Origin of the sequence: Plantibacter sp. LMC-P-059a (assembly GCF_030209505.1) — a bacterium.
Lineage (GTDB): Bacteria > Actinomycetota > Actinomycetes > Actinomycetales > Microbacteriaceae > Plantibacter.
Window position 1 is genome coordinate 126264 of record NZ_JARVRZ010000002.1, and the last position, 23809, is coordinate 150072.

General features: G+C 69.0%; 15 protein-coding genes. All 15 read right to left on the minus strand.

What is annotated here, in order from left to right; translation table 11 throughout:
* Window positions 1-16: 16 nt before the first annotated feature.
* Window positions 17-325 (minus strand): 30S ribosomal protein S10, encoded by a 309-nt coding sequence (rpsJ, locus tag QRN27_RS04085; protein WP_005050520.1) that lies wholly within the window; start codon window positions 323-325, stop codon window positions 17-19.
* A gap of 469 nt (window positions 326-794) precedes the next feature.
* A complete protein-coding gene (locus tag QRN27_RS04090; RefSeq protein WP_285040824.1) occupies window positions 795-2543 on the minus strand; it encodes a DUF4012 domain-containing protein in 1749 nt (582 codons plus the stop codon).
* A 249-nt stretch (window positions 2544-2792) separates the two neighbouring features.
* Window positions 2793-3983, minus strand: a complete 1191-nt coding sequence (tuf, locus tag QRN27_RS04095) for an elongation factor Tu (protein WP_056008160.1) — start codon at window positions 3981-3983, stop codon at window positions 2793-2795.
* Window positions 3984-4124: 141 nt separating this feature from the next.
* Window positions 4125-6239, minus strand: coding sequence for an elongation factor G (fusA, locus tag QRN27_RS04100; RefSeq protein WP_194669304.1), 2115 nt, complete (start codon window positions 6237-6239; stop codon window positions 4125-4127).
* A gap of 87 nt (window positions 6240-6326) precedes the next feature.
* Window positions 6327-6797 carry a 30S ribosomal protein S7 gene (rpsG, locus tag QRN27_RS04105; RefSeq protein ID WP_056008166.1) on the minus strand — a complete coding sequence of 157 codons (471 nt, stop codon included), beginning with the start codon at window positions 6795-6797 and terminating at the stop codon, window positions 6327-6329.
* Window positions 6797-7171, minus strand: a complete 375-nt coding sequence (gene rpsL / locus QRN27_RS04110) for a 30S ribosomal protein S12 (RefSeq protein WP_056008169.1) — start codon at window positions 7169-7171, stop codon at window positions 6797-6799. The genes rpsG and rpsL overlap by 1 nt, the downstream gene beginning before the upstream one ends.
* 346 nt (window positions 7172-7517) lie before the next feature.
* Window positions 7518-9008, minus strand: a complete 1491-nt coding sequence (locus QRN27_RS04115) for a zinc ribbon domain-containing protein (protein WP_285040825.1) — start codon at window positions 9006-9008, stop codon at window positions 7518-7520.
* A gap of 137 nt (window positions 9009-9145) precedes the next feature.
* A complete protein-coding gene (locus QRN27_RS04120; protein ID WP_285040826.1) occupies window positions 9146-9787 on the minus strand; it encodes a spermidine/putrescine ABC transporter substrate-binding protein in 642 nt (213 codons plus the stop codon).
* 37 nt (window positions 9788-9824) lie between these two features.
* On the minus strand, window positions 9825-12266 hold the full coding sequence (locus tag QRN27_RS04125) for a transglutaminase-like domain-containing protein (protein ID WP_285040827.1): 2442 nt from the start codon (window positions 12264-12266) through the stop codon (window positions 9825-9827).
* A complete protein-coding gene (locus tag QRN27_RS04130; protein WP_285040828.1) occupies window positions 12263-13636 on the minus strand; it encodes a DUF58 domain-containing protein in 1374 nt (457 codons plus the stop codon). The genes QRN27_RS04125 and QRN27_RS04130 overlap by 4 nt, the downstream gene beginning before the upstream one ends.
* On the minus strand, window positions 13633-14601 hold the full coding sequence (locus tag QRN27_RS04135; RefSeq protein WP_056008184.1) for an AAA family ATPase: 969 nt from the start codon (window positions 14599-14601) through the stop codon (window positions 13633-13635). Before QRN27_RS04135 ends, QRN27_RS04130 begins: the two co-directional genes overlap by 4 nt.
* A gap of 46 nt (window positions 14602-14647) precedes the next feature.
* Complete coding sequence (locus QRN27_RS04140; RefSeq protein WP_285040829.1) at window positions 14648-19918, minus strand: Ig-like domain-containing protein; 5271 nt, start codon at window positions 19916-19918, stop codon at window positions 14648-14650.
* Window positions 19919-19995: 77 nt separating this feature from the next.
* A complete protein-coding gene (locus QRN27_RS04145) occupies window positions 19996-20745 on the minus strand; it encodes a hypothetical protein (RefSeq protein ID WP_194669298.1) in 750 nt (249 codons plus the stop codon).
* Window positions 20746-20815: 70 nt separating this feature from the next.
* Window positions 20816-22450: a serine/threonine-protein kinase gene (locus tag QRN27_RS04150; RefSeq protein WP_285040830.1), complete on the minus strand. Its 1635-nt coding sequence runs from the start codon at window positions 22448-22450 to the stop codon at window positions 20816-20818.
* A 1-nt stretch (window position 22451) separates the two neighbouring features.
* The gene (locus QRN27_RS04155) at window positions 22452-23807 is read right to left on the minus strand and encodes an FHA domain-containing protein (RefSeq protein WP_285040831.1); all 1356 of its coding nucleotides are present in this window, start codon (window positions 23805-23807) and stop codon (window positions 22452-22454) included.
* Between the last annotated feature and the right edge of the window lie 2 nt (window positions 23808-23809).

Below are 23809 nucleotides of genomic sequence, written 5' to 3' on the forward strand. Positions count from 1 at the left end.
TCCGTCTCTACCGAGCTCAGAGCTTGATCTCGATGTTGACGTCCGCCGGCAGGTCGAGACGCATGAGCGAGTCGACGGCCTTCGGGGTCGGGTCGATGATGTCGATCAGACGCTTGTGGGTGCGCATTTCGAAGTGCTCCCGGCTGTCCTTGTACTTGTGCGGCGAACGGATCACGCAGACCACGTTCTTCTCCGTCGGAAGCGGCACGGGGCCGACGACGGTTGCGCCTGCACGGGTGACCGTGTCGACGATCTTGCGCGCCGAAGTATCGATGACCTCATGGTCATACGACTTCAGTCGGATGCGGATCTTCTGTCCCGCCATGTGTGACTCACTCTCTGTCTCGCGTCGTGCGGATCTCTCCGTATTGGACGCATATCGTGCGCTTTGCAACGTTCGGTTGCTCCACGCCATTGGCACTACTGGTGTCGCACCACTGTTCTGCTGTCAACGACCACTCGCGTCTTGCGACCCTCGTGGTCATCCACCGGCCTCCACCCCGACTCGTGGTCTGGGCCGGGCGCAGCACTGCTACGACCTGGATTGCGATGAAGTGATTGGTGTTCTGCTACCCGCGGCCTAGGCTCGATCCCTGTCGCGTTGCCGCGTTTGGGAGCTCCTATGCACTACCTGGCAGTGATCCGCCGGAGCGCGCACAGGCACGCTCGTCCGAAATACTGAACTGGACTAGTTTGCCACGGATCCACCATGCGTGCAACCCGGGCGTGTCGCGATCTCAGGATGGTCAGGATCCGCTCAGTCTCGGGAGTTCCAGCGGCCTCCGGGCCGCTCCTCAGCAGGCGTCGACGGCGTTCTCGACCTCGACCGGATGCACCCCCGGGGTCCCGTCGAAGACCACCTCGTCCACGATCGAACCCTCGACCGACGCCTCCACCTCGACCGTGACCGTCGCGCCGGGCGGGATGCTCACGATGGCGTACGCGACCGGCCGTCCGTCGTCGGTCCCCGACACGTACGGGACCTCCACACCGTCCACTCGGACCGCGCGGATCGCGGAGTCGTCAGGGGCATAGGCCATCATGCGGAGGCGGATCGTGCCTCGCTCGAGCCCCTCCCGTCCGTAGAACCCCGCGATGTAGTCGAACTCCTCCGAACCGAGCGCCGCCTCGGTGTCGATCGTGTTGGTGAACGCGGAGGAGACGGTCGCCGGACGCGTGCCGTCTGCAGCACAGGAGCCCGCAGCGACGCGCACGCGCTGATGCAGGTAGTACTCGAGTTTGGAACCGACCGCGTCGGCGAGATACAGACCGAAGGGGACCTCACCGCGCGAGCGCCCTGGCAGGGCTCCCCCGACCCCGGCGAGCACCAGCGCCCGCTCCTCGACCCGGTCGGGGCTCCAGGCGAGCAGCCGATGCTCCTCGACCGCCTGGGCCCACGCCTCGACCGCCTGCGGGACGTCCACAGCACCACTCTGCAGCTGGGTGACGAGCGCCTCCACCACGGAGGTGAAGGTCGCGTCCTGAGCGCGGTTCGCCTCGTCCGTGAGGCCCGGGTGTTCGCGATAGACGCCGTTCAGGAGCCGCCCGACCAGGGTGTCGCTCGTGATCTCCGAACCATCGGCGATCGCGACCGGGCCGGTCGCCCGGAGGAGGTAGGAGAGCGCGGCCGGGTCGACCGCGAGGATGAGGTCGGGTTCGACCCCCTGGCTCTCCTGCCACAGCTGGGACGCCACCTGCGCTCCGTAGGGGAAGTCCGGGCGGGAGGTCACCTCGTGGATGGACGTGCCGGCGAGCGCGTAGCCGTCACTCCGATAGAGCTGATCGGTGTCCGCCGGGAGCGGCAGGACCGGATCGGCATGGGACACGAAGTCGGCGGCCGAGAGCGTCCGGGTCACGTCGAGCACCCCGCCCTCGATATGGACGAGCACGGACGCCCCGGCGATACCGCCCAGTGCACGGCTCTCAGCCGAGTTCTGGAAGAGGACCACCACGTCGCGCGGCCCATCGTCCCCCAGCAGGCCGGGCAGCGCGCGGAGCACCGGCGCCAGGCTGGCGCTGAGCGAAGAGGCCTCCTGCAGTGGTCCATCGACGCCGTCGAGCGCCGTGGACACCTGCGGGAGCAGCGCCGAGCGGTCGAGGCGGTCGAGCCGCGCGACCTGCTCCTCCAGTCGCTCGAGCGCCCGGGCGGACGTGCGGGCGATGTCGCCCAGCCGCACGGTGTCCAGGCGTCCGTCCACCGCGAGACCGTCGAGCGGGAGGGCCAGCACCGGCTCGAGGACCTCGTCGACCACGACGTGCGCCGCCTCGACCGCGGTTCGGACAGCCTCGAAGTTCGCACCGGCGACGGGAACGCGTTCGGCGATCCACCAGTCCGCGCCCCGGGTGGCTTCGAGGGCACGTTCCACCGCGCGCCCCGGGCGATCCAAGGCCTCGGTGTCGACGCCTTCCGCACCGCCTCCCCCGACGCCGGCACGCACCGCTTCGAGTTCGGGCAGCGCGGCGACGAGTTCATCACGGACGCCCAGTGCGTGCGTCGCTGCGGAGATCGTGGCGACTCCAGCGCCCAGGAGGACCGACGACACCCCGAGCAGGCAGGGGATCAGGACGCGGGGTCGGGAGCGGCGGCGTGGAGTGAAGGACGAGCGGGACACGTGGACCTCGGGTGGGTGATGCCTGCCCGGATTGACAGACGTCTTATATATTACACGTCAGCGCTGAACATGTGCTGCGAGCGTCGGGGAACGACGAAGGGCCCGGAGCATACGCTCCGGGCCCTTCGTGGAACCGACTCGACCGCGGACGGCCGATCAGGTACTTGCGTCAGCTGATGCTTACGCGAGGACCTTCGTGACGGTGCCGGCGCCGACCGTGCGGCCACCCTCGCGGATGGCGTAGCCGAGGCCGACCTCCATGGCGATGGGCTGGATCAGCTCAACGGTCATGTCGGTGGTGTCGCCAGGCATGACCATCTCGGTGCCCTCGGGCAGCGTGATGACGCCGGTGACGTCGGTGGTGCGGAAGTAGAACTGCGGACGGTAGTTCGCGTAGAACGGGTTGTGACGCCCACCCTCATCCTTGGACAGGATGTACGCGGTGCCCTCGAAGTTCGTGTGCGGCGTGACCGAACCCGGCTTGACGACGACCTGGCCGCGCTCGACGTCTTCACGCTTCGTGCCACGGAGCAGGAGACCACAGTTCTCGCCGGCCCATGCCTCGTCGAGCTGCTTGTGGAACATCTCGATACCCGTGACGATCGTCTTCTGCGTCGGACGGATGCCGACGATCTCGACCTCGGAGTTGATCGCGAGCGTGCCACGCTCGGCGCGGCCCGTGACGACGGTTCCACGACCGGTGATCGTGAAGACGTCCTCGATCGGCATGAGGAAGGGCTTGTCCTTGTCGCGCACGGGGTCCGGGACGTTCTCGTCCACGGCGTCCATGAGGTCGAGGATGCTCTGGACCCACTTCTCGTCGCCCTCGAGCGCCTTGAGGCCCGAAACGCGGACGACAGGAGCGTCCTCAGCGAAGCCCTGCGAGGCGAGGAGCTCGGAGACCTCGAGCTCGACGAGCTCCAGGATCTCCTCGTCGTCGACCATGTCGGACTTGTTCAGCGCGACGAGCAGGTAGGGGACGCCGACCTGCTTGGCGAGCAGCACGTGCTCACGCGTCTGTGCCATCGGGCCGTCAGTGGCGGCGACGACCAGGATCGCGCCGTCCATCTGCGCAGCACCGGTGATCATGTTCTTGATGTAGTCGGCGTGACCCGGGGCGTCGACGTGCGCGTAGTGGCGCTTCGGCGTCTCGTACTCGACGTGCGAGATGTTGATCGTGATACCACGCTGACGCTCTTCGGGCGCGGAGTCGATCGACGCGAAGTCGCGCTGCACGTTGGTCGCGGACGGGAACTTGTCCGCCAGGACCTTCGAGATCGCCGCGGTGAGCGTGGTCTTGCCGTGGTCGACGTGACCGATCGTTCCGATGTTGACGTGCGGCTTGGTCCGCTCGAACTTGGCCTTTGCCACTGTGAGTCCTCCTCAGGACGTTGTGCGGGGCGGCGGGCACCATTCGATGCCCGACACACTGCAGGGATGTGTATTCATGTTACGCGATCCGGCTGGGTGTTCGCACACCCGGCCGGACCGCGGTGAAGAGAGAGTGAGTGACTACTCGCCCTTGTTCTTCTGGATGATCTCGTCGGCGACAGCCTTCGGGACCTCCGCGTAGCTCTCGAAGGTCATCGAGTACACGGCACGACCAGAGGTCTTCGACCGGAGGTCGCCGATGTAGCCGAACATCTCGGAGAGCGGGACGTTGGCACGGATCACCTTGACGCCGGTGGCGTCGTCCATGGACTGGATCTGTCCACGACGGGAGTTCAGGTCACCGATGACGTCGCCCATGTACTCCTCAGGAGTACGGACCTCGACCGCCATGAGCGGTTCGAGGAGGACGGGGTTGGCCCGGGAGTAGGCCTCCTTGAGACCCATCGAGCCGGCGATCTTGAACGCCATCTCCGAGGAGTCGACGTCGTGCGCCGCGCCATCGGTGACGATCGCCTTGACACCGACGACCGGGTAGCCGGCGAGGCCACCGACCTGCAGGGCGTCCTGGAAACCGGCGTCGATCGAGGGGATGTACTCGCGCGGGATGCGACCACCGGTCACGGCGTTCACGAACTCGTAGGTCGTCTCCGGAGTGACGTCCATCGGCTCCAGATCGAACTGGATCTTCGCGAACTGACCCGAACCACCGGTCTGCTTCTTGTGCGTGTAGCCGTACTTCTCGACCTTGCGCTTGATGGTCTCGCGGTACGCGACCTGGGGCTTGCCCACGTTGGCCTCGACGTTGAACTCGCGCTTCATGCGGTCGACCAGGATGTCGAGGTGGAGCTCGCCCATGCCCTTGATGACGGTCTGGCCGGTCTCGGTGTTCTGCTCGGTGCGGAACGTGGGGTCCTCTTCGGCCAGCTTCTGGATCGCGGTGCCCAGCTTCTCCTGGTCGGCCTTGGTCTTCGGCTCGATCGCGACCTCGATGACGGGCTCCGGGAAGCTCATCGACTCGAGGACGACCTGGTTCTGCGGGTCGGACAGGGTGTCACCGGTGGTGGTGTCCTTCAGGCCGATGACCGCGTAGATGTGACCGGCGGTGACGAAGTCGACCGGGTTCTCCTTGTTGGCGTGCATCTGGAAGATCTTCCCGATGCGCTCCTTCTTGCCCTTGGTGGAGTTGATGATCTGCGCACCCGAGTCGAGACGACCCGAGTAGACGCGGACGTACGTCAGGCGACCGAAGAACGGGTGCACGGCGACCTTGAACGCGAGCGCGGTGAAGGGCTCGGTCGAGTCGGGGTGACGCTCCACGACCTTCTCCTCGTCGCGAGCGTCGTGCGCCTCGATGGCGGGGACGTCGAGCGGGGAGGGCAGGTAGTCGATGACCGCGTCGAGCATCGGCTGGACGCCGCGGTTCTTGAAGGCCGAGCCACAGAGGACCGGGTACATGGTGCTCGTGATGGTGAGCTGGCGGATCGCGGCCTTGATCTCCGCGACGGTCAGCTCTTCGCCACCGAAGTACTTCTCCATGAGTGCGTCGTCGGTCTCGGCGACGGCCTCGAGGAGCGCGGTGCGGTACTCGGCCGCCTTCTCCTTGAGGTCTTCCGGGATCTCCTCGATGGCGTACTTGGCGCCCATCTCGACGTCACCCTTGGCGTCTCCACGCCAGGTGAGTGCGCGCATCTCGACCAGGTCGACGACGCCCTCGAAGTTGGACTCGGCACCGATCGGCAGCTGGATGACCAGCGGCTTGGCGCCGAGGCGGCTGATGATGGTGTCGACCGTGAAGTAGAAGTCGGCGCCCAGCTTGTCCATCTTGTTGACGAAGCAGATGCGCGGGACGTCGTACTTGTCGGCCTGACGCCAGACGGTCTCGGACTGGGGCTCGACGCCCTCCTTGCCGTCGAACACGGCGACGGCGCCGTCGAGGACGCGGAGCGAACGCTCGACCTCGACCGTGAAGTCGACGTGGCCGGGGGTGTCGATGATGTTGATCTGGTTCTTGTTCCAGAAACAGGTCGTCGCGGCGGACGTGATCGTGATGCCGCGCTCCTGCTCCTGCGCCATCCAGTCCATCGTCGACGCACCGTCGTGGGTCTCGCCGATCTTGTGGTTGACGCCCGTGTAGAACAGGATGCGCTCGGTGGTGGTGGTCTTGCCGGCATCGATGTGGGCCATGATGCCGATGTTGCGGACCTTGTTCAGGTCGGTGAGCACGTCTTGTGCCACGGGGTCCTCCGGGGATAGGTAGGGGTGAGCTGATTCACTCGATGATGCGAGGGCGGACGGATCGTCCGCCCCCGCATCGGGCGGCGACTACCAGCGGTAGTGCGCGAACGCCTTGTTCGACTCGGCCATCTTGTGCGTGTCTTCACGACGCTTGACGGCTGCACCGAGACCGTTCGATGCGTCGAGGATCTCGTTCTGGAGACGCTCGGTCATCGTCTTCTCGCGGCGGCCCTTCGCGTAGCTCACGAGCCAGCGGAGAGCGAGGGTGTTGGCGCGGTGAGGCTTGACCTCGACCGGCACCTGGTAGGTGGAACCACCGACGCGGCGCGAACGCACCTCGAGGGTCGGCCGGACGTTGTCGAGCGCCTTCTTGAGCGTGACGACGGCATCCTGCTGGTTCTTGGCGGTGACGCCTTCGAGTGCGTCGTAGACGATGCGCTCAGCGAGGCCCTTCTTGCCGTCCAGCAGGATCTTGTTGACGAGCTGGCTGACGATGGGGGCGCCGTAAACGGGATCGGCGACGACGGGGCGCTTCGGAGCTGGACCCTTGCGAGGCATTACTTCTTCTCCATCTTCGCGCCGTAGCGGCTGCGAGCCTGCTTGCGGTTCTTGACGGCCTGCGTGTCCAGGGCGCCACGGACGATCTTGTAACGGACACCCGGGAGGTCCTTCACGCGACCGCCACGGACCAGGACCAGCGAGTGCTCCTGGAGGTTGTGACCCTCACCGGGGATGTACGCGGTGACCTCGGTACCGTTGCGCAGCTTCACGCGGGCGACCTTGCGCATCGCCGAGTTCGGCTTCTTCGGGGTGGTGGTGTACACGCGGGTGCACACACCCGCCTGCTGCGGGTTGCTCTTCAGGGCGGGCGCCTTGGTCTTGACGACCTTGGGGCTGCGGCCCTTCCGAACCAACTGCTGAATGGTTGGCACTACTAGCTCCTTGATGATGACTGCACGGTGACAGTGGTACTGCAGCATTCGTGGGCCGGTCTCCCGGATCACGAGGTCGTATGGACCCACCGGCGCCGCGCGAATGCGCGTCGCTTGGATGGTGGGTATGCCGTGGGGGCGATCGACTGCCAGGACCAGCCCGGCCGGGATCCACCCGATGGTGCGAGTCGGGCGTCCGCTCCGCGAGCCACCCTCCGGAGACGGTGGACAGCACGAGAGCGCACGACAGTGCGCACACCCAACCAAGACTAGCCCGAGGTGGCTCTGCGGTCAAACGACGACGACCCCTGGAAGCCGTGCTCCCAGGGGTCGTCCAGCTCTGGGTCTACGGCAGGGGGACGAACGTCGCGCCCTCGTCCGTGAAGCCCTCGACCGTGCCGCCGACGTTGAAGTCGACGGGACCGCCGCCGCCGGGGCCGGTCTGGCCGGTGGCCGGGTCCGTGAGGGTGCACGTCATCGACATGCGCCCGACGGTCTCCGATTCGACGCTCCACCCGGTGCCGTTGAACTCACCGACCGTGAAGGTCGGGCGGGTGTCGAAGGTCCAGGTCACGCCGGAGGGGGTGTACCCGGTGGCGTTGCGGATCTCGTAGGGGCAACCGGTCGGGGCGATCTCGGTCGACGCCCCGCAGCCGTCGATGTACGTGTTGACGGCTTCCTCGATCGCGGTCGTCCCGGCGTCGGTGAGCGCGACCGAGAGGGTGGCCGGCTCAGCCGTCTGCCCGTAGCCGAGGGCGGTCGCGGTCGTGGCCTCCGCCGAGTACCAGTCGCTCTCGCTGAGGGCGACGTCGTAAGTGCCCGGGAGCGCCCGCAGCTGGTAGGAGCCTTCGGCGATCGGCTCGACGTCGGTCAAGTCGACCCCGCCGACGGTCGCGACGGCGTCGTCCGGCGCGACCACGTCGACCTGGACGGTGCTGAGCTCCGGCGCCTCGAGCTTCCACTTGTCGAAGAGCACGGCGTCCTTCCCGACCTTCGTGAGCGTGAACTCCTGGTCGACGCTCTCTCCGCCCTGGGTGAGTCGTGCCTGCACCGTGGCGGTGTCGCCGCTCGTGGTCGTCTTGCCGATCGTGTACCCGGAGACCTTGCCGGATGCCTCCTTGTACGCCTCGTCGGTCAGGAGCACGTCGGCCGCGGTCACCTCGGTGCCGGAGAGCTTCAGCGCCTCCTCGGCGTCGCCCGCCTTCAGCGCGTCGAGGTAACCCTTGACCGTGACCTCGGGGGCGTGGAGCGAGTTGCCGATGCTCACGCCGACGATGCCGCCGACGATGATGAGCAGGAGCGCGCTGCCACCGGCGATGATGCCGGTCAGGCCCTTCTTCGACAGCTTCTTCTTGGGCGGCTGACCAGCACCGCCGTCGTACGAACCGCCGCCCTGGCCGTACGGTGCCTGACCGTACCCGCCCGGGGCCTGTGCGTACTGTTCGGTGGGCTGCTGGCCGTACTGGCCGGTGTCCTGCTGGCCGTACTGACCCGTCTGGCCGGTCTGACCGTACTGACCGCTCTGACCGTACTGACCCGTCTGACCGTAGTGCCCGGTCTGCTGGCTGTACTGGCCCGACTGCTGACCGTACTGCCCGGTCTGCTGGCTGTACTGGCCCTGCTGCTGGCCGTACTGGCCGGACTGCTGGCCGGCGGACCCCGAGGGCTGCGTCGGCGACTGCCCGTAGGGCGACTGCTGGCCGGACTGCCCCGTCGGCTGCTGGCCCGAGGCGGAGGACTGCGGGCCGTTGCCCTGCCATCCCTGCTGCGGCTCGGGCTGAGCGGGCGGCTGCTGCCACTGGGGCTGCTGCGGGTTCTGATCTCCTGGACCGGTCATGGTGTTGCGCCCCCAATGAGCATGGATCGTGCTGCTGACAAGTGCTCGAAAGTATAGTGACGCCTGTTGGACAGCACGATGGGGAGATCTCCCCTCATGTGTCCGGGAAGACCCCGACGCCTCCCAGGGGGAGGCGACTACCAGGGGGACGTCGGCGAATCGAGTTCGAGCGCGAGGTCGTCGAGGAGCGCCGCCACCTGCGGTTCCACATACCGCTCGATCGCGTCGTGGATGGCCCGGCGGTGAACGATGAGGAGTTCGCACACCCGGCGACCGGTCTCGTTCGCGCACTGGTCGGCCAGGGCGATCTCGGTGCGCAACGCCTCCTTCGCGTCGTCCGACAGCGGCGGCGGGGGCGGCACGGCTCGCGCCTGGGACGCCCCGAGCTCGGTGAGCGTGAACAGGTACGGCTGGCCGGGATCCGGATCTGGGTCGAGCTGGAGTCCGTCGAACTCCGGGTCGAGCCCCTCCCCCGGCCGGTAGGCCCGTTGCGCCTCGCGGAGGTCGGCCGCCCGCAGCTCCGCGCGCAGGATCGGCAGGTTCCGGTCGGTGTACTCCGCGACCACGTGGTCGACGATCGTCTTCATGCGGGTCGCGAGGCCGTGCTGCACCTGATGCGGGACGTCGTCCACGAGGCCCGCGGCGCGGAGCACCGGCGACCCGATGCACCGTCGGCAGATCCTGGTGCGTCCGCGGTGGGCGGCGGGATGCCAGCGCGGCAACCACCGCAACCAGGCGTCGACGGCCTGGCTCACCGTGGTCTCGAGCGAGCGCTCCATACTCACCGAGGGTAGCGCCTCGACGGCCGATCGGACCTCAGCGACGACCGTCGGCGCGCTGCCCGCCCGCCCGTCGTGCCCGGAGGGACGACGGCGGCTGCAGACGACTCACGAAACTGCGCTTCGCGCGATACCGGAACCGGCTCCGCTGGCGGGCGAACCACCCGAGCGCACCCTGGGCACGTGTCGACTCCGCCTCGGACCGACGCCACAGCTCCTCGGCGGTCGCGTCGTCGACGTCTCGGCCGGAGAACACCGCATCGTCGGTCGTCCCGGCGAGGGACGTCAGGGTCGTGGCTCCCCCCGGTTCCTGTGTGCCGAGGGCGTTCGCCGTACTCGACCGGGTGGCCGCCGCCGGCACGCTGTACCCGAGTTCGACGTATCGGTCGACGAGTTCGTCCCAGGCGCCGGCGGCACGGCGGTCGCCGCTCCCGGATCGCCGTCGCTTCGTGCGGCGACGCTTCGCGCCGGCGATGGCGAGGAGGGGGATGACGTACAGCGACACCGGCACACCCACGACGAGGGCGACCCACCACACCCACTCCGGGATCACGAGTCCATCGTCCTTGTCATCGTCGTCGCCGTCGTCGATCGACGCTTCGGTCAGGAGGCTGTCGTCGAGGTTGTCGCTGCGCGGCGGCTGACGCACCTGCGGCTGCGGTTCGGTCTTGGGCTTCGGGTCCTGGTCCTGCGGGATCTCGGTCTCGTCCGGAGTCGGCGAGAAGGCGACCCAGCCGTAGCCCTCGAACGGCACCTCGACCCACGCGGTGACGTCGTCACCCACGACCTGCACCGACCCCTGACCCTCGGTCACCTCGGGCGCGAAGCCCATGACGACCCGTGCGGGGTACCCGAGCGAGCGGGCCATGAGCGCGAACGCCGAGGCGTACTGCTCTTCGTCGCCCACCATCGGCGTCCGGGTGAAGAGCTCCGACATGCGGTCGGCGCCGTGGCCGGCCCGCGACGGCGAGCTGTCGGAGGCGAGGCCGTGGCTGAGGAACCCCGTGGTGCGGAGCGTCTGCTCGATCCTCCGCAGCTGTCCCATGGGCGTCGTCTCGGTCCCGACGAACTCGGAGGCCTTCGCGACGACGATGTCGGGGATGTTGGTGACCGGGGGCAGGTCCACCGGGGCGGTCGGCGTCGTCGCGAGGAACGTGTCGCTCGGCACCGCCTGCGTCGTGGTCCGCTCCTCGTAGTCGTCGCCCTCCCCGAGGCCCGAGGTGATGACGGCGGCCCCGCTTTCGGCGTTGTAGCGGACGTCCTCGGATCGCTCCGACGCTTTGCCGTCGAGGGTGAACGCACTGGGGTAGCCGACGCTCGGCACCCAGATGTCGTCGTACCCGGTGACGTCGATGGACACGCGTCGGTCGCCGCCCTTCGTGATGAGCTGCGGCCCCGGGAGCTGATCACCGACGAGCTCGAAGGCACCGGACCCGTCGGTGGCCGTCGAGGGCCCGGACACGGTCCAGAGGCGCCCGTCGTAACTGTCCATCGCTGCGAGCCGGATGCGGTCCCCCGGCTCGAGCCCGGTGGCGGTGAACAACTTCGTCTCGGCGAGGTCCTTCGTGTATTCGCGGAACCCGGCGAGCGGACTCGGGTACTCCAGGGGGTCGAACGGCGGCGTGACGACCTCGCGCAGGACGAAGCGCGAGTCCGCGGGCGGCGAGGCCACGACGGCCGCACCCCCGCCGACGACCACGGCGACGGCCGCGAGGACCACGGTGCCGACGATCTTCTTGCGACGGAGGACCGCGGTGGTCGACGCGGCGGCGTTCTCCCCGCGTCCGGCTCCCGGTCGCCAGCCCAGCCAGAGGAGGGCGATCAGCGCGAAGGCGATCCCCCGGACTGCGGCGAGGAACGGCGTCTGGGTGCCGAGGAGGACGCCGACCGTGTACAGGACGGTCGGGCCGACCAGGACGACGGCGCAGCGGACCGCGATCTGCGGGCGACGCGGCAGCCAGCGCACGGCGAGCACGGCGGACACAACGCCGACGAGGAGCCCCGCCACATACGGCAGGGTCATGATGTAGGCGGGCGCGCTCAGCGGCGTCTGGAGGGTGACGAAGTCCTTCCACCCGAAGACCGCACCGATGCTGATCCCGCCGAGCGTGCGCAGGTTCGGGAGGACCGCGAACGTCGCCGCGGACGGCATGGCGAGGGCGCTGCCGAAGAGGTAGAACACGAGGACGGTCGAGAGCCCCGTGAGGATGGCGTTCAACCGCAACGCGTGCGAGGCGACCCCCACCGCGAGACCGAGCACCAGACCGCCGAGGCCGGCGAGGAGGAACCCGGTGCCGCTGAGGGCGGCACCGAAGCCGAGCAGGCCGATGGCGGCGAGGACGAACACCACCGCGAGGTCGATCCAGGATCGACCGGGCAGCGGCCACGGGGCGACGAACGTCGGGACGATCCCCTGCACGTCGACGTCGGCGGCCGCGGACGGCGGACGCACGGTCGTGCGCTCGTCAACGCCGCTCACAGGGCCCTCGACATGACCTTGGCGAGATCGCCGAGGGCGCCCACCGTCATCACGTTCATGCCGGCCACGTCCTTGATACTCGCTCGCGCACCCCGTTCGACGCGGATGCCGAAGACGTTGACGTCGGGGCCGAACAGCCGTTGGATACCCCGGTACTCCTGGGCCTCGAGCCGCGAACCGGCCACGATGATGACGACGCTCGGAGCCGGCAGCCGTTTCGTGGTCTCGCGGGCGAAGGTCCGCGGCGTCTCGAACGTCCCCTCGGCCAACTGCAGGCGGCAGCTGTCGTCGAGGAAGGAGGTCACCGTGTGGGTCCGGAGGGCGAGCCGGTCGGTCACGACGCTGATCGGCACCTGGTCAAGGATCACCTGGGTCGCGATGGACGCGGTGAGAGACACCGCCAACTCGAACTCGTCCTCGTCGTCGGCGTAGTAGCGGGAGTCGGTCGTCATCACGATGGTGAGCTGCGACCGCCGCGTCTCCTCGAACTGCCGCACCATGAGCTGGCCCGTCTTCGCGGAGGACTTCCAGTGGATGTAGCGCCGGTCGTCGCCGGCGACGTAGCCGCGGAGGGCGTGGAAGGAGATGTCGTTGTTCGTGATCGTCTTGGTGACGAGGCCCTCGAGGTCACGGATGAGTCCGGCGGCGGTCGGGTGCAGCCGCGTGGTCTCCGGGTGCACGAAGAGCTCGACCGGTTCCGTCCAGCGGACCTCTCGGCGGAGGAGCCCGAGTTGGTCACCGCGGACGGAGACGGCGGGGCCGGCCGGGATCACGGCACGCCGGTTCGTGGGGACGGCGAAGAGCTCCTCGTGCTCGCCGTCCTTCGGGATCGCCGGGATCGCGAACTCGGCGAGCCCGTATCCGACCGGGACCTCGAGGCGGGTCGGTGTCGTCGCACGGCCGCCGGGGTTGGCGATGAGGACCTGCCCGATGGCGCGTTCGCCGACGGTGACGCGGCTGGGGTTCAGGTGGATGGAGATGCGGAAGGTCGACCGGCCGAACAGGTAGGCGGCGGAGGCGAGGATCGCGGCGAGGGGCACGAAGCCGAGGAACACGAGCTCCGCCCACCCGAGGATGAAGCCGGCGACGGTCGCGACGACGCCGATGGCGAGGACCACCCAGCCCAGACCACTGACGACGTCGAGCACGGGTTTCGCGGCGTCCCACGCGACCTTCGCCCAGGGGCCGACGACGGCACCCACGCCGTCGACGATGCGACGGAACGGCTTCGGCGCGGCCGCGGGCGCCGCGTCCGCCGACTGCCCGGCGCCGTCCGGTGAGCCCTCGACCGGCGCGCCGACCGCCGCCGCCCGGACCGCGTCGGGTCCGTCCGGCGCGGGGGTGGCGCGCTGCTCGAGGGTCTCGCTCATGCTGCGCGGTAGGCCGGCGGAGCGATGCTGACGAGGACCCGGGAGACGATGTCCTGGGCCGTCACGCCGGCGAAGTCGGACTCGGGGTCGACGATGATGCGGTGTGCCAGAACGGCCTGGGCGAGGTCGTTGACGTCGTCCGGGGTCACGTAGGTGCGGCCTTGGGAGATGGCCCAGGTCTTCACCGCGCGCACGAGCGCCAATGCGCCGCGCATGCTGACGCCGAGCGCGACGTCCTGGTCGTCGCGCGTGGCGGCGACGACGTCGGCGACGTACTCGAGGATGCTGCCGTCGACGTGCACCTCCGTCGCGAGCTGCGCCATGGTGATGACCGCGCTGGAGGCGATGATCGGCTGGACCTTCGTCGCCCGGGCCCGGTTGGACGCGTCGAGGAGGAGGTTCACCGAGGTCTGGCGGTCGGGGTAGCCGAGCGTCGTCTTGATGAGGAAGCGGTCGAGCTGCGCCTCGGGGAGCTTGTAGGTACCGGCCTGCTCGATCGGGTTCTGCGTCGCGATCACCATGAAGGGCTTGCCGGCGTCATAGCTCGTCCCGTCGATCGTGACGATGCCCTCCTCCATGACCTCGAGGAGCGCCGACTGCGTCTTCGGCGAGGCGCGGTTGATCTCGTCGGCGAGCACGATCGAGGCGAAGATCGGTCCCTTGTGGAATTCGAAGATCCCCTTGCCCTGGTCGTAGATCGTCACCCCGGTGACGTCGGAGGGCAGGAGGTCCGGCGTGAACTGGATGCGGGAGCTCGTGCCGTCGAGGGTGTTCGCGAGGGCCTTCGCGAGCACCGTCTTCCCCGTGCCCGGGTAGTCCTCGAGGAGCACGTGCCCCTCGGAGAGCATCGCCGTGACGACCAACTTGATGACGTGCTCCTTGCCGAGGATGGCCTGCTCGACGTTGCCGACGAGCTTGCCGAACGCGTCGGCGAACCAGGTGGCTTGTTCCTGCGTGACAGTCATAGGGGTGGGCTGCTTTCGGGTGTCAGGGGTGGTGGCGACGAGTCGGTCACCAGTCGGTGCCGTTGGTCTTTGCCAGGTCGTAGTACTTGCCGTCCGAGAGGCGGGTGAACCGGACGAACAGCGAGAAGTCCGTCTTGCCGTAGTGACGGGTGAACTGGGCGCTCCCGCTTGCTCCGGCGTCGACACTGGCGAGGGTGCTCACCACAGAGCCGTTCTCATAGAGATCGAGTCGATAGGAGCCTGCCGGGAGGTCACTCCAATTGATGACCACGGGGTAACAGCCCACGCGTCCGTCGCTGACGCAGCGGATGGGACCTGGACCCTTGCTGATGTTGCCCTGAGGGTCTGGCGGTGGCGGGTCCTTGACCGTGACCTCAGCCGGGCCCCCCTCGGGTCCGGTCCCGCCAGGACCGGTCGCGGAGACGTAGAGCTGGTACGTGCCGGCGGCGACGCCGTCCTGAGACGCACTCGTGCCCCCCGTCGACCCCTGGTACACGACGCTGGACCCCTTGACGAGACGCCAGGCGTAGGAGTCGATCCTGCCACCGGTGTCGGCCGGTGCGGACCAGCGCATCGACAGCTTGGCGGGAGCGTCGCCGGACGAGCTGAGCGACACGTTCTGCGGCGCGCTCGGGACGCCGTAGGCGGTGGCGGAGACCTCGTTCGAGCCCGCGCTCGGGCCGACGGAGTTCTCCGCGTAAGCGGTGAACGTGTAGTTCTGGCCGTTCGTCACGTCGAAGGTGCAGTCGTTGCCGGGGGCGCACTGCTTCTCGCCGCCGCCGCTCCATTTCACCGCGTGGTACTCGATCGGCGAACCGTTGCTCGCCGGCGAACCGCCGACGACGACCGTGATCTTGCCGCTCTTCGCACTCTTCAGACTGAGCGAAGGCGGATCGGGCACGTCCTTCACGACCACGGTGATGCGTCCCTGGACCCGTCGGTTCGGGTCGTTCGTCGCATCCTGGATCGTGTAGATCACGCTCACCGTGCCGCTCTTGGACGAACCGGGGGTGACCGTCACCGTTCCGCCGGAGATGGTGGCCGTCGCCCCGCCGGCCGGAGCGCTCTCCACGGTGGCGTCGAGCACCTTGAGCGGGGTGTCGGGGAACGGGTTGTAGTCGTTCGCGATCACGTTGACCGGCTCGGCCTTGTTCTTGCGGCCCTCCTCGACGCGGTCGTCGATGGCCCGCGGCAGCGGTCGCGTCGACGACACGACCTGCACCTGCACCGAACCGGGGATCGAGTACTCCTTGTAGGTCACCGTGAAGTTCAGCGTCGCGGAGGTCCCGGGTTGCGTACCCTGTGGCGCCGAGACGGACAGTTGCGAGCCGGACAGGGTGGCCTGGATCCCGGCCGAGGCCCCGGTGAGGCCCTGATAGGACAGTGCGGCGAGGATCTTGGGGTTGGGGTGGTCACTCGAGGCACGCAGGTCGACGACGATGGCCGGATCGCCGGCCTCGACGGGGACCGTCACCGGCGTGAAGGTGGGCGGCACGTCCTCGAGGTCGGGGTCGCCGACCGTGATCGGCAGGGTGAGCAGCTTGCTCTCGCGGCCGTCGGTCGCCTCGAAGCTCACCGACGCCGGACCGCGGTAGTCCTTGGCGGGGGTGAACGTGATCGTCGCGTCGTCGACGTAGCTCGAGGTGCCGTTGCCGCGGAAGTTCACGACGCTGCCCTCGGAGGCGATCGTCACCGGCTTGCCGGACGGCGCCTCGGCGATGTCCGACAGCTTCCAGGTGCGCGTCTCGTTGACCTTCACGATCTGCTCCGGCAGCGGGCTCTTCATCCGCGGTGGCTCGCCGTCGGTGGCCGCCGGCACGATGATGAACGCGGCACCGCTCAGCTGCGTCACCGGATCCGTCAGGCGGTAGGCGATCGCCTGCCGACGGTCGGTGAGCGTGACGCGGATCGTGTCGCCGTCGCGGACCTCACCGGAGGCGGCGTTCGCCCCCTCGAGGCTCGGCTGCAGGTCGCCGACGACACCGCCGGGGTTCTGCGCACCGTCGAGCACATCGACGTCGATGGTCGACTTGCCCACGATGTCGGCGTCTTCGAGCACGTGGTCGTCGGCCTCGGGGTATTGCGGCTTCGCGTCCTTCGTCACCTTGACCTGGATGTAGGCGCTGTCGATCCCGCCCTTGCCGTTGGTGATCTGGTAGCGGACGGTGAAGAACGCCTCCTCCTCCGGCACCTCGATGACGACGCGGCTCTTGCTGACCTCGGCGGTCAGGCCGTCGTCGACCGACAGCAGCTTCGGCGCGAGCTTCAGGGTGTAGCCGTTCGGGTCTGAGTCGTTCCCGAGCACCGGGACGGAAGCGACCTTGCCCGGCAACACCTCGACGTAGTCGTCGACGGCGTTCGGCTGCCCGTCGACCTCCGGCCGGCCGATGACGCCGATCTTGATCGTGCCGACGGCGACCGCGCCGTAGGTGTCCTTCACGCGGTACTGGAAGGTGTCCGTGCCGGAAGAGTCGGGTGCCGCCTCGTAGACGAACCAGGTGCTCCCCTGCTCGATGACCCGACCGAGGAGCGGCGCGGACGCGATGTCGTCGACCACGACGGAGTCGCCGTTCGGGTCGAGGCCGTCGAGCGGGACGTCGACACGGACCGTCGCGCCGGCGAACACGCGCGAGGTGAGCAACTGCGGGACGGGCGGCTGGTTGTTCTTCTTGTCCTCGCCGACCACGTTGAACGTGACCGTCGCGGTGTCGGCCTCACCGAAGGTGTCGTAGACGCGGTAGGTGGTCGTGTACGTGCCGGGTTCGCTCGGGGCCTGGAACCGGACCTCGTCGTCGTCGACGAACGCGAGTCCGGCGGTCGGCGGGTCGACGAGTGCGCGGTCGACGAGCATGACGGCGGCGTCCGGGTGGTAGTCGTTCTCGAGCACCGCGACGTTCGCGATGTCTCCGGCTCGCACGACGATCGCGTCATCGGTGGCGACCGGCGCCTGGTGTTTCGGCAACGGTGGCACGGGCACGACGGTCACAGCCGCCGTCGCCGTCGAGGTGCCATCCGAGACCACGTAGGTGAACTGGAGCTGCCGCTCGATCGGCGCCGAGGACGAGACCCGGATGACCGCGCTGTCGAGGACCTCGACGGACAGCGACGCCGACTCGTCGGGGACGGAGACGGACTGCACGGCGAGCACTTGCCCGCCAGGCGACTCGTCGTTGGCGAGGACCGGGATCGTGATCGTCTCGTTCGGGCGGAGGTAGCCCTCGTCCTTCACCGCGACGGGTGGCCGCACATCGGTCGGTTTCTCGAGGACGTCCACGCGGATGAGTCCGATGCTCGACGCGATGCCGGCGCCGAGCGTGTACTTGAGGTAGTAGGTGCCCGGCTCGTTGGAGGAGACGGTGACCGACTGCTTCTCGAGGCTCGGCGACGACACGAGCCCACCCTGCAGGGCGTCGACGCCGATGAGGCCGAGCGGCGCACCGCTCGGGGACTGGTCGTTCGCGAGCGGGAGGACCTGGGCGGACTCTCCGACGAACGTCGACACGAAGTCCGGGGTACCGATCGGGCTCAGGGCACCGGCCGGCTGCACGTCGACCTTGAGCGTGCCCTCCGCCGAGGTCACGCCGTCGGACACCACGAACTTGACGTCGCGCGGGCCCATCTCGGGCGAGGCATGGGTGAACGTGACGAAGCCGTCCGGCGTGAACCGCACGAGGTCGCTGGATGCGGGCGACGCCGACTGGAGGAAGATGTCGTCGCCGTCGGGGTCGCGCCAGTCGGCGAGCACGTTGTACGTGACCGTCTGCCCGGCCTCGACCGAGACCGCGGCCTCTCGATGGGACGTCGGGGGCTCGTTGACCTCCGGGGGCTTGATCGCGAGGCTCACGATCGCTTCAGCGACCCCGCCCGGGCGACCGTCGTTGACGGAATAGCGGAACGAGGTCGTGCCTGCGACGAAGCCCTCCGCCGGGGTGAACTGGAGGGCCCGACCACCGTCGATGGATTCGAGCTTGCCGGTCTCGGCGGCGACATCGCTCGTGTTCTGGATGGTGAGGACGTCGCCGTCGGCGTCGGAGTCGTTGTCGAGGAGCGGCAGGACCGTCGCGCGGCCCGGACGGACCCCGAAGGCGTCGTCGCGGGCGATCGGCGGACGGTTCTCCTCGGTGCGCTCGGCGAGCGTGTCCTCGAAGGACTGCTCGGAGGCCTTCTCGTCGCCGTCCTCGCCGTCCTCCTCCTGCGGAGGCGTCACCTCGTCCCAGTTGTCGACGAGACGCATGTTCGCCTGCACGAGCCAGGAGTTGCCGGTCTGGACGTTGTTGAGGGCGATCACCGAGCGGTTGACGCGGAACACGAGCTGCTGCCCGATGGTCTCCGGGTTGATGTCCTCGATGACCGGCTTCTTGTCGGCGCACTCGGCGGCGTACCGGCTGGACGATGCCCAGGCGCCGTGCATGCAGCCGTCGAGGTTGACGGGTGCGGTGACCTCGTCCGCGCTCGTCGCCGCGGTGAGGACGTCCGCATCGAGCACCTCTGGGTCGCCGCCACCGAGCGGGATGCGGACCAGGGAGTCACCGGTCGCGACGACGGCGCTGTCGTCCGTCGCCGAAGGTTCCTGGATCTTGAGCGGATCACCCGGAAGCTCGACGACGGAACCGTCCTGCTTGATGAGGTCTCCGGACTTGAGATCGAGGATGACCGCCTGCTCACCGGCGGCGCTCAGCTGGTAGTCCTTGAGCTTCGGGAGCTTCGACTCGGTCTTCGTGCCGTCGGGCAGGATCCGGTAGAGGCGTCCCTTGGTGGGCGCCACCGCGAGGATGGTGCCCTTCGAGGTGACGACCGCCTGTCCCGCCTTGCCGATGGAGACGATCGGCTTCGTCTCGGTGGGGTCGAAGCGGAGCTCGCCGGCGGCGTCGACCGACCAGAGCTTGCCCGTCTCCCCCGCGACGACCGACAGGCGGTCACCGCCGTAGTGCACCGTCGCACCGGTGGGCAGCGAGACCCGCTGGATGAGGCTCGTGAACGCCGGGTCGATGCGCTCGAGTGAGGAGAGCGCCTTGTCCTGGAGGAAGACGTCGTCGCCGTTCTGCAGGATGTCGGCGTTGTTCGACGCCGTCGAGACCGCGCCGTCGAGCTCGGAGATCTGGTCGTTGAGGCGCCCGGCCAGGAGCGATTCGCCGTTCGTGACCCAGACGTCGCGGGACTCGAGGTCCACCTCCGTCACCGGGAATCCCTGGTGGATGAGGGCGGCGGTCACGGGGACGGCGACGAGGACCGACAGGGCTGTGATCGAGGCCGCGGTCTTGCGCTTGCGCAGCCAGCCGCTCCAGTTGCTCACGATCCCCCAGGTGTGTTCGGTCAACGCGCGGTCGAGCGACCGCGCTGCAAACGCGGAGTCACTCTAACAAACAAGTGAGGCTTGGAAAACGGTTGCGAGGGTCAACCCCGAGCCGGTTGTCCCTCGTCGACCGCGGCCTGCTCGGCGTGGTCGAGGAGCGGCAGGTCGCTGGCGTCCACGAGTCGGGTCGACACCGCGTATTCGACGAGCCGAGCACGGCGTCCCGTGGCCAACTTGCCCGGTCCACCGCGCAAGCCTTGGACGCCGAACTTGTCGAGTTTGTCGCAGACGTTGTCGAGCTTGCGGTTGAACGTCGTCTGGCTCCAGCCGAGCCGGGCGGCCGCCGCCGCCGAGGCCGGGATCTCGCCACGCCCGGGCGATGCCTGCCGGAGGACGTCCTCGGCGAGCGCCACGATCAGCAGGCGCTGGCTGCTCGTCAGGTGGATCGGTCCGACCGTCGTCGTGCCCGCCGTGGTCGTCGAGAGCTGCGACGGGCTGAAGTACTCGAGGTCCGAGGTGATCGTGAAGTCGTAGGTCGTCGTCCCAGCACTGAAGAGCACCTGGAGTTCGGGGAAGACGATCGGCAGGCGCGCGCCGGGAGCGAGCCAGGCCTGCACGTTGCCGGTGGTGTCGGTCACCGTCGCGGAGAGGGTGTTGCCGATGTTCGTGAGCCACCAGAGCCCGGCGTCGAAGGTGATGCTGAGGAAGGTGCGGTGCAGGAACGGGTTCTCGTCGACGACGAGGTCGCCCTCCCGCCCGATGAGGAACGGCTGCCGTGCGTCGACGTCGTACTGCTCGCCGCAGAACTCGACGCGTACCGCGGTCTTCCTCGTCGCCTCGTCCGTGGTCATCGTCTGTTCCCCTTGCTGTCCATGGTCGTCGTGTCCGTTCCCGCCGCGCCCGTAGGGCATCCCGTCGAGGTCACTGCTGTGAGCACATCTCGAGGGGGTCCGGTGAGGTGACGCCCGCTCGGACGATCACCACCTCGATGCAGAGCTGCGCGCCAGGGGCGCTCGGCTTGAGATCGACCGCGTAGGTCGAGGTCGGGACCTTCGGCGAGTCCTTGCCGCCGCTCGTCACCTGGTAGATGTACGTGTCGCCGTCCTGCGGGTCCGGGTTGTCCCAGATGAACGTGACGACACTGCCGTCCTCGCTGATGTTCACCCCGAACGCCTTCGGCGAGGGGACGTCGCTCAACTGGATCGGTGCGCCGGTCGCCGCGGCCGTCGGCTTCGGGTCGGTGACGGCTCCCTGCCAGACGATGCCGGCGGCGATCCCACCGACGGCGAGCACGGCGACGCCACCGACCACGAGCCACCGCGTCAGGCGGCGGCGCTTGGCGAGCCTCGCGGCGTCGTCCGTCGGGTCCGTCGTCGGTTCGGTCGTGGCCGGCTCGAGGCGGTCGCGACGGATCGTCTCGGAGGGTGCCTGCGCGGAGGCACCGATGACGATGGGTGCCGACGGCTGGATCGGTTGGACGAGCGGACCGGCCGACCGCACCACCGTCTCGTCGCCGAGGGCTGGCTGCACACCCGGCCGGGGCTGGGCTTCCACGGACGGCACCTGCCGGACGCGGGTCTCCTCGGAGGGGTTGCCGGTCGTGTCCTGCCGCGGGGCCTGCGACGGCGGTTGCACGAGGTTCGGGATGTCGATGGGCGTCGGCGCGTAGGCGAGCTCCATCTCGACCCGCTGCAACGCGCGGGCGAAGTCGACGGCGCTGTCGAAGCGGTTCGTACGGTCCTTCGCGAGACCCTTCTGCAGCGTCGCCACGAGCGAAGCGGGTGCGTCGTCGCGACCGAGCGGGGTGACGGTCCCTCGTTCGATGCGGCTGATGAGGTCGGCCGCGCCGTTCGACTGGCCCGGGATCTCGAAGGGCGTCCGTCCGGCGAGCAGCGTGTAGACGGTGGCGGCCAGCGAGAAGACGTCCGACCGGACGTCGGGTCGTGGCTCGTCCTCGAACATCTCGGGCGGCGACCACGGGATCGACAGACCGACCGTCTGGGTACCCGAGGCCCCGGTCGAACCCACGTCCCCCGGGCGGCCTTCCACGGCGGACGGCACTTCGAGCTCGACGGCCTGCGAGATGCCGAAGTCGGTGAGCGCGGGCCAGCCGTAGGCGTTCGTGAGCACGTTGGCCGGCTTGATGTCGCGGTGCAGGATCCCGGCCGCGTGCGCGGTGGCGACCGCACTGGCGAGGCGGACACCGGTGCGCAGCGCGTCGGCGACGGGGAACCGGCGCAGCTTGGCCTGTTCGGCGAGGCTCGGCCCGGCGCAGTACTCCATGGCGAGGTACGGCCGGCCGTCGGGAGCGACGTCCGCCGTGTAGATCGTGACGATGTACGGGTGCGCCGACAGCTGGGCCATGAGGTTCGCCTCGGCGACGAACGCCTCGCGGGTCTGCTCGCTGAGGTGCTCGGCGAGGAGGACCTTGACGGCCACCTGACGCCTCGGCAGCTGCTGCTCGTACAGGAAGACGTCGGAGAACCCGCCCGCTCCGAGCTGTCGTTCGAACCGCAGTCCGGGGATGGCCGGCGGTTGTGAGGGGGAACGACGCACGTCAGCCCTCTCGGACGCGGAGTGCGACGCCGCCGCCGAGGTCGATGACGGTTCCGACGATCACGGGGGTCGACTCCCCCGGCCGGAGCGACTGCGGCGCCTGTCCGGGGAGGACGACCTGGGTGCCGTTCCGCGAGTGCAGGTCCGTGACGACGACCGTGCCGCCCTCGACCGCCACGCGGACGTGGCTCCGCGAGATGTCGTCGCCCGCGAGGGTGACGAGCGTCGGGACGACCGATGCGGGGACCTGGGAGACGCTCGGTGCCCGACCGAGGACGACCGGTGACGCGAGCGACTGCCGGGTGCCCCCGGGGAGCTCGAGGTAGGTGAGCGGTGTGGCCGCCGGGGTGGTCGACCGCGCGGGCGGGGTCTCGGCCGCTCGACGTGCACGGAGGGCCGCCAGGTCTTCCGCGAGGATGGTGTGACCGTCGTGGTCGCCGAGCTCCGTCGCCTCCGCGACCGGGGCGTCGGGCACTGCCGTCGCCGCAGCCTGCTGCTCGGCGGCCAGCTGGGTCGCCGCGCGTTCCGCGTCGCCGGCCTCGTCGACGGCAGCCGCGCCCACCGGCCGGAGCACGGTCTGGCCGAACAGGAAGTCGTAGCCCTCGTCGACGGCTTCCTCCGGGGGTGCCTGGGGCGCGTCCGGGTCGTCCTCGTCGTGGAAGAACTGGGTGTCGGAGACGGACGGGACGACGTGGAGCGGCTGTGCCGGCTCGACGGGTGATTCAGGGTCCGACTCGTCGTCGCCCACCTCGTCCTCCGGGTCGGCCGGCGCGGCCGACGTCGACGCGGCAGGCTCCGCAGGTGATGGGACGTGCGGGGCGGCAAGCGGCTCCGCCGCGGTCGGCGCGCTGGTCGACGACTCGGTCGACCGGGGCTCGTCTGCAGCCGGAGCGGGGACGGCGGCGGTCGCATCCTCGTCGAGGGTCGCCGTGATGGACGTGGTCCACACGGCGCCGGACCCGAGCGGCAGCCGGACACCGGAAGGGTTCGGCTGGTCGCTGCGGAGCGTCACGCTGACCGCGTCGGCGTGGTGTTCCTCGACCCAGGTGGTCGCCCGGGCGCCCAGGACCGTCTCAGTCCCGGCATCGCTCGTCACGACCGCTGCAGCGAGTCCGCGCACGATGACCGTCGCGCCCGATTCGTCCCACACGGCCGCCGCGAACGCGGGCGTGTTCGAGAGGCCACCGGCGGCGAGGCGGTCGACGATCAACGCGAGCGAGGCGTCACCGGGGAGGTCTGCGGCGAAGGCCGCAGCCGCGGCGTCGTCGCCCTGGGCATCGACCAGCACGAGCCTGCCGGGCGCCGCCACAGCGAGCCAACGGCGGACCTCGGCCGGTTCCATTTCGTACGAGTACACGG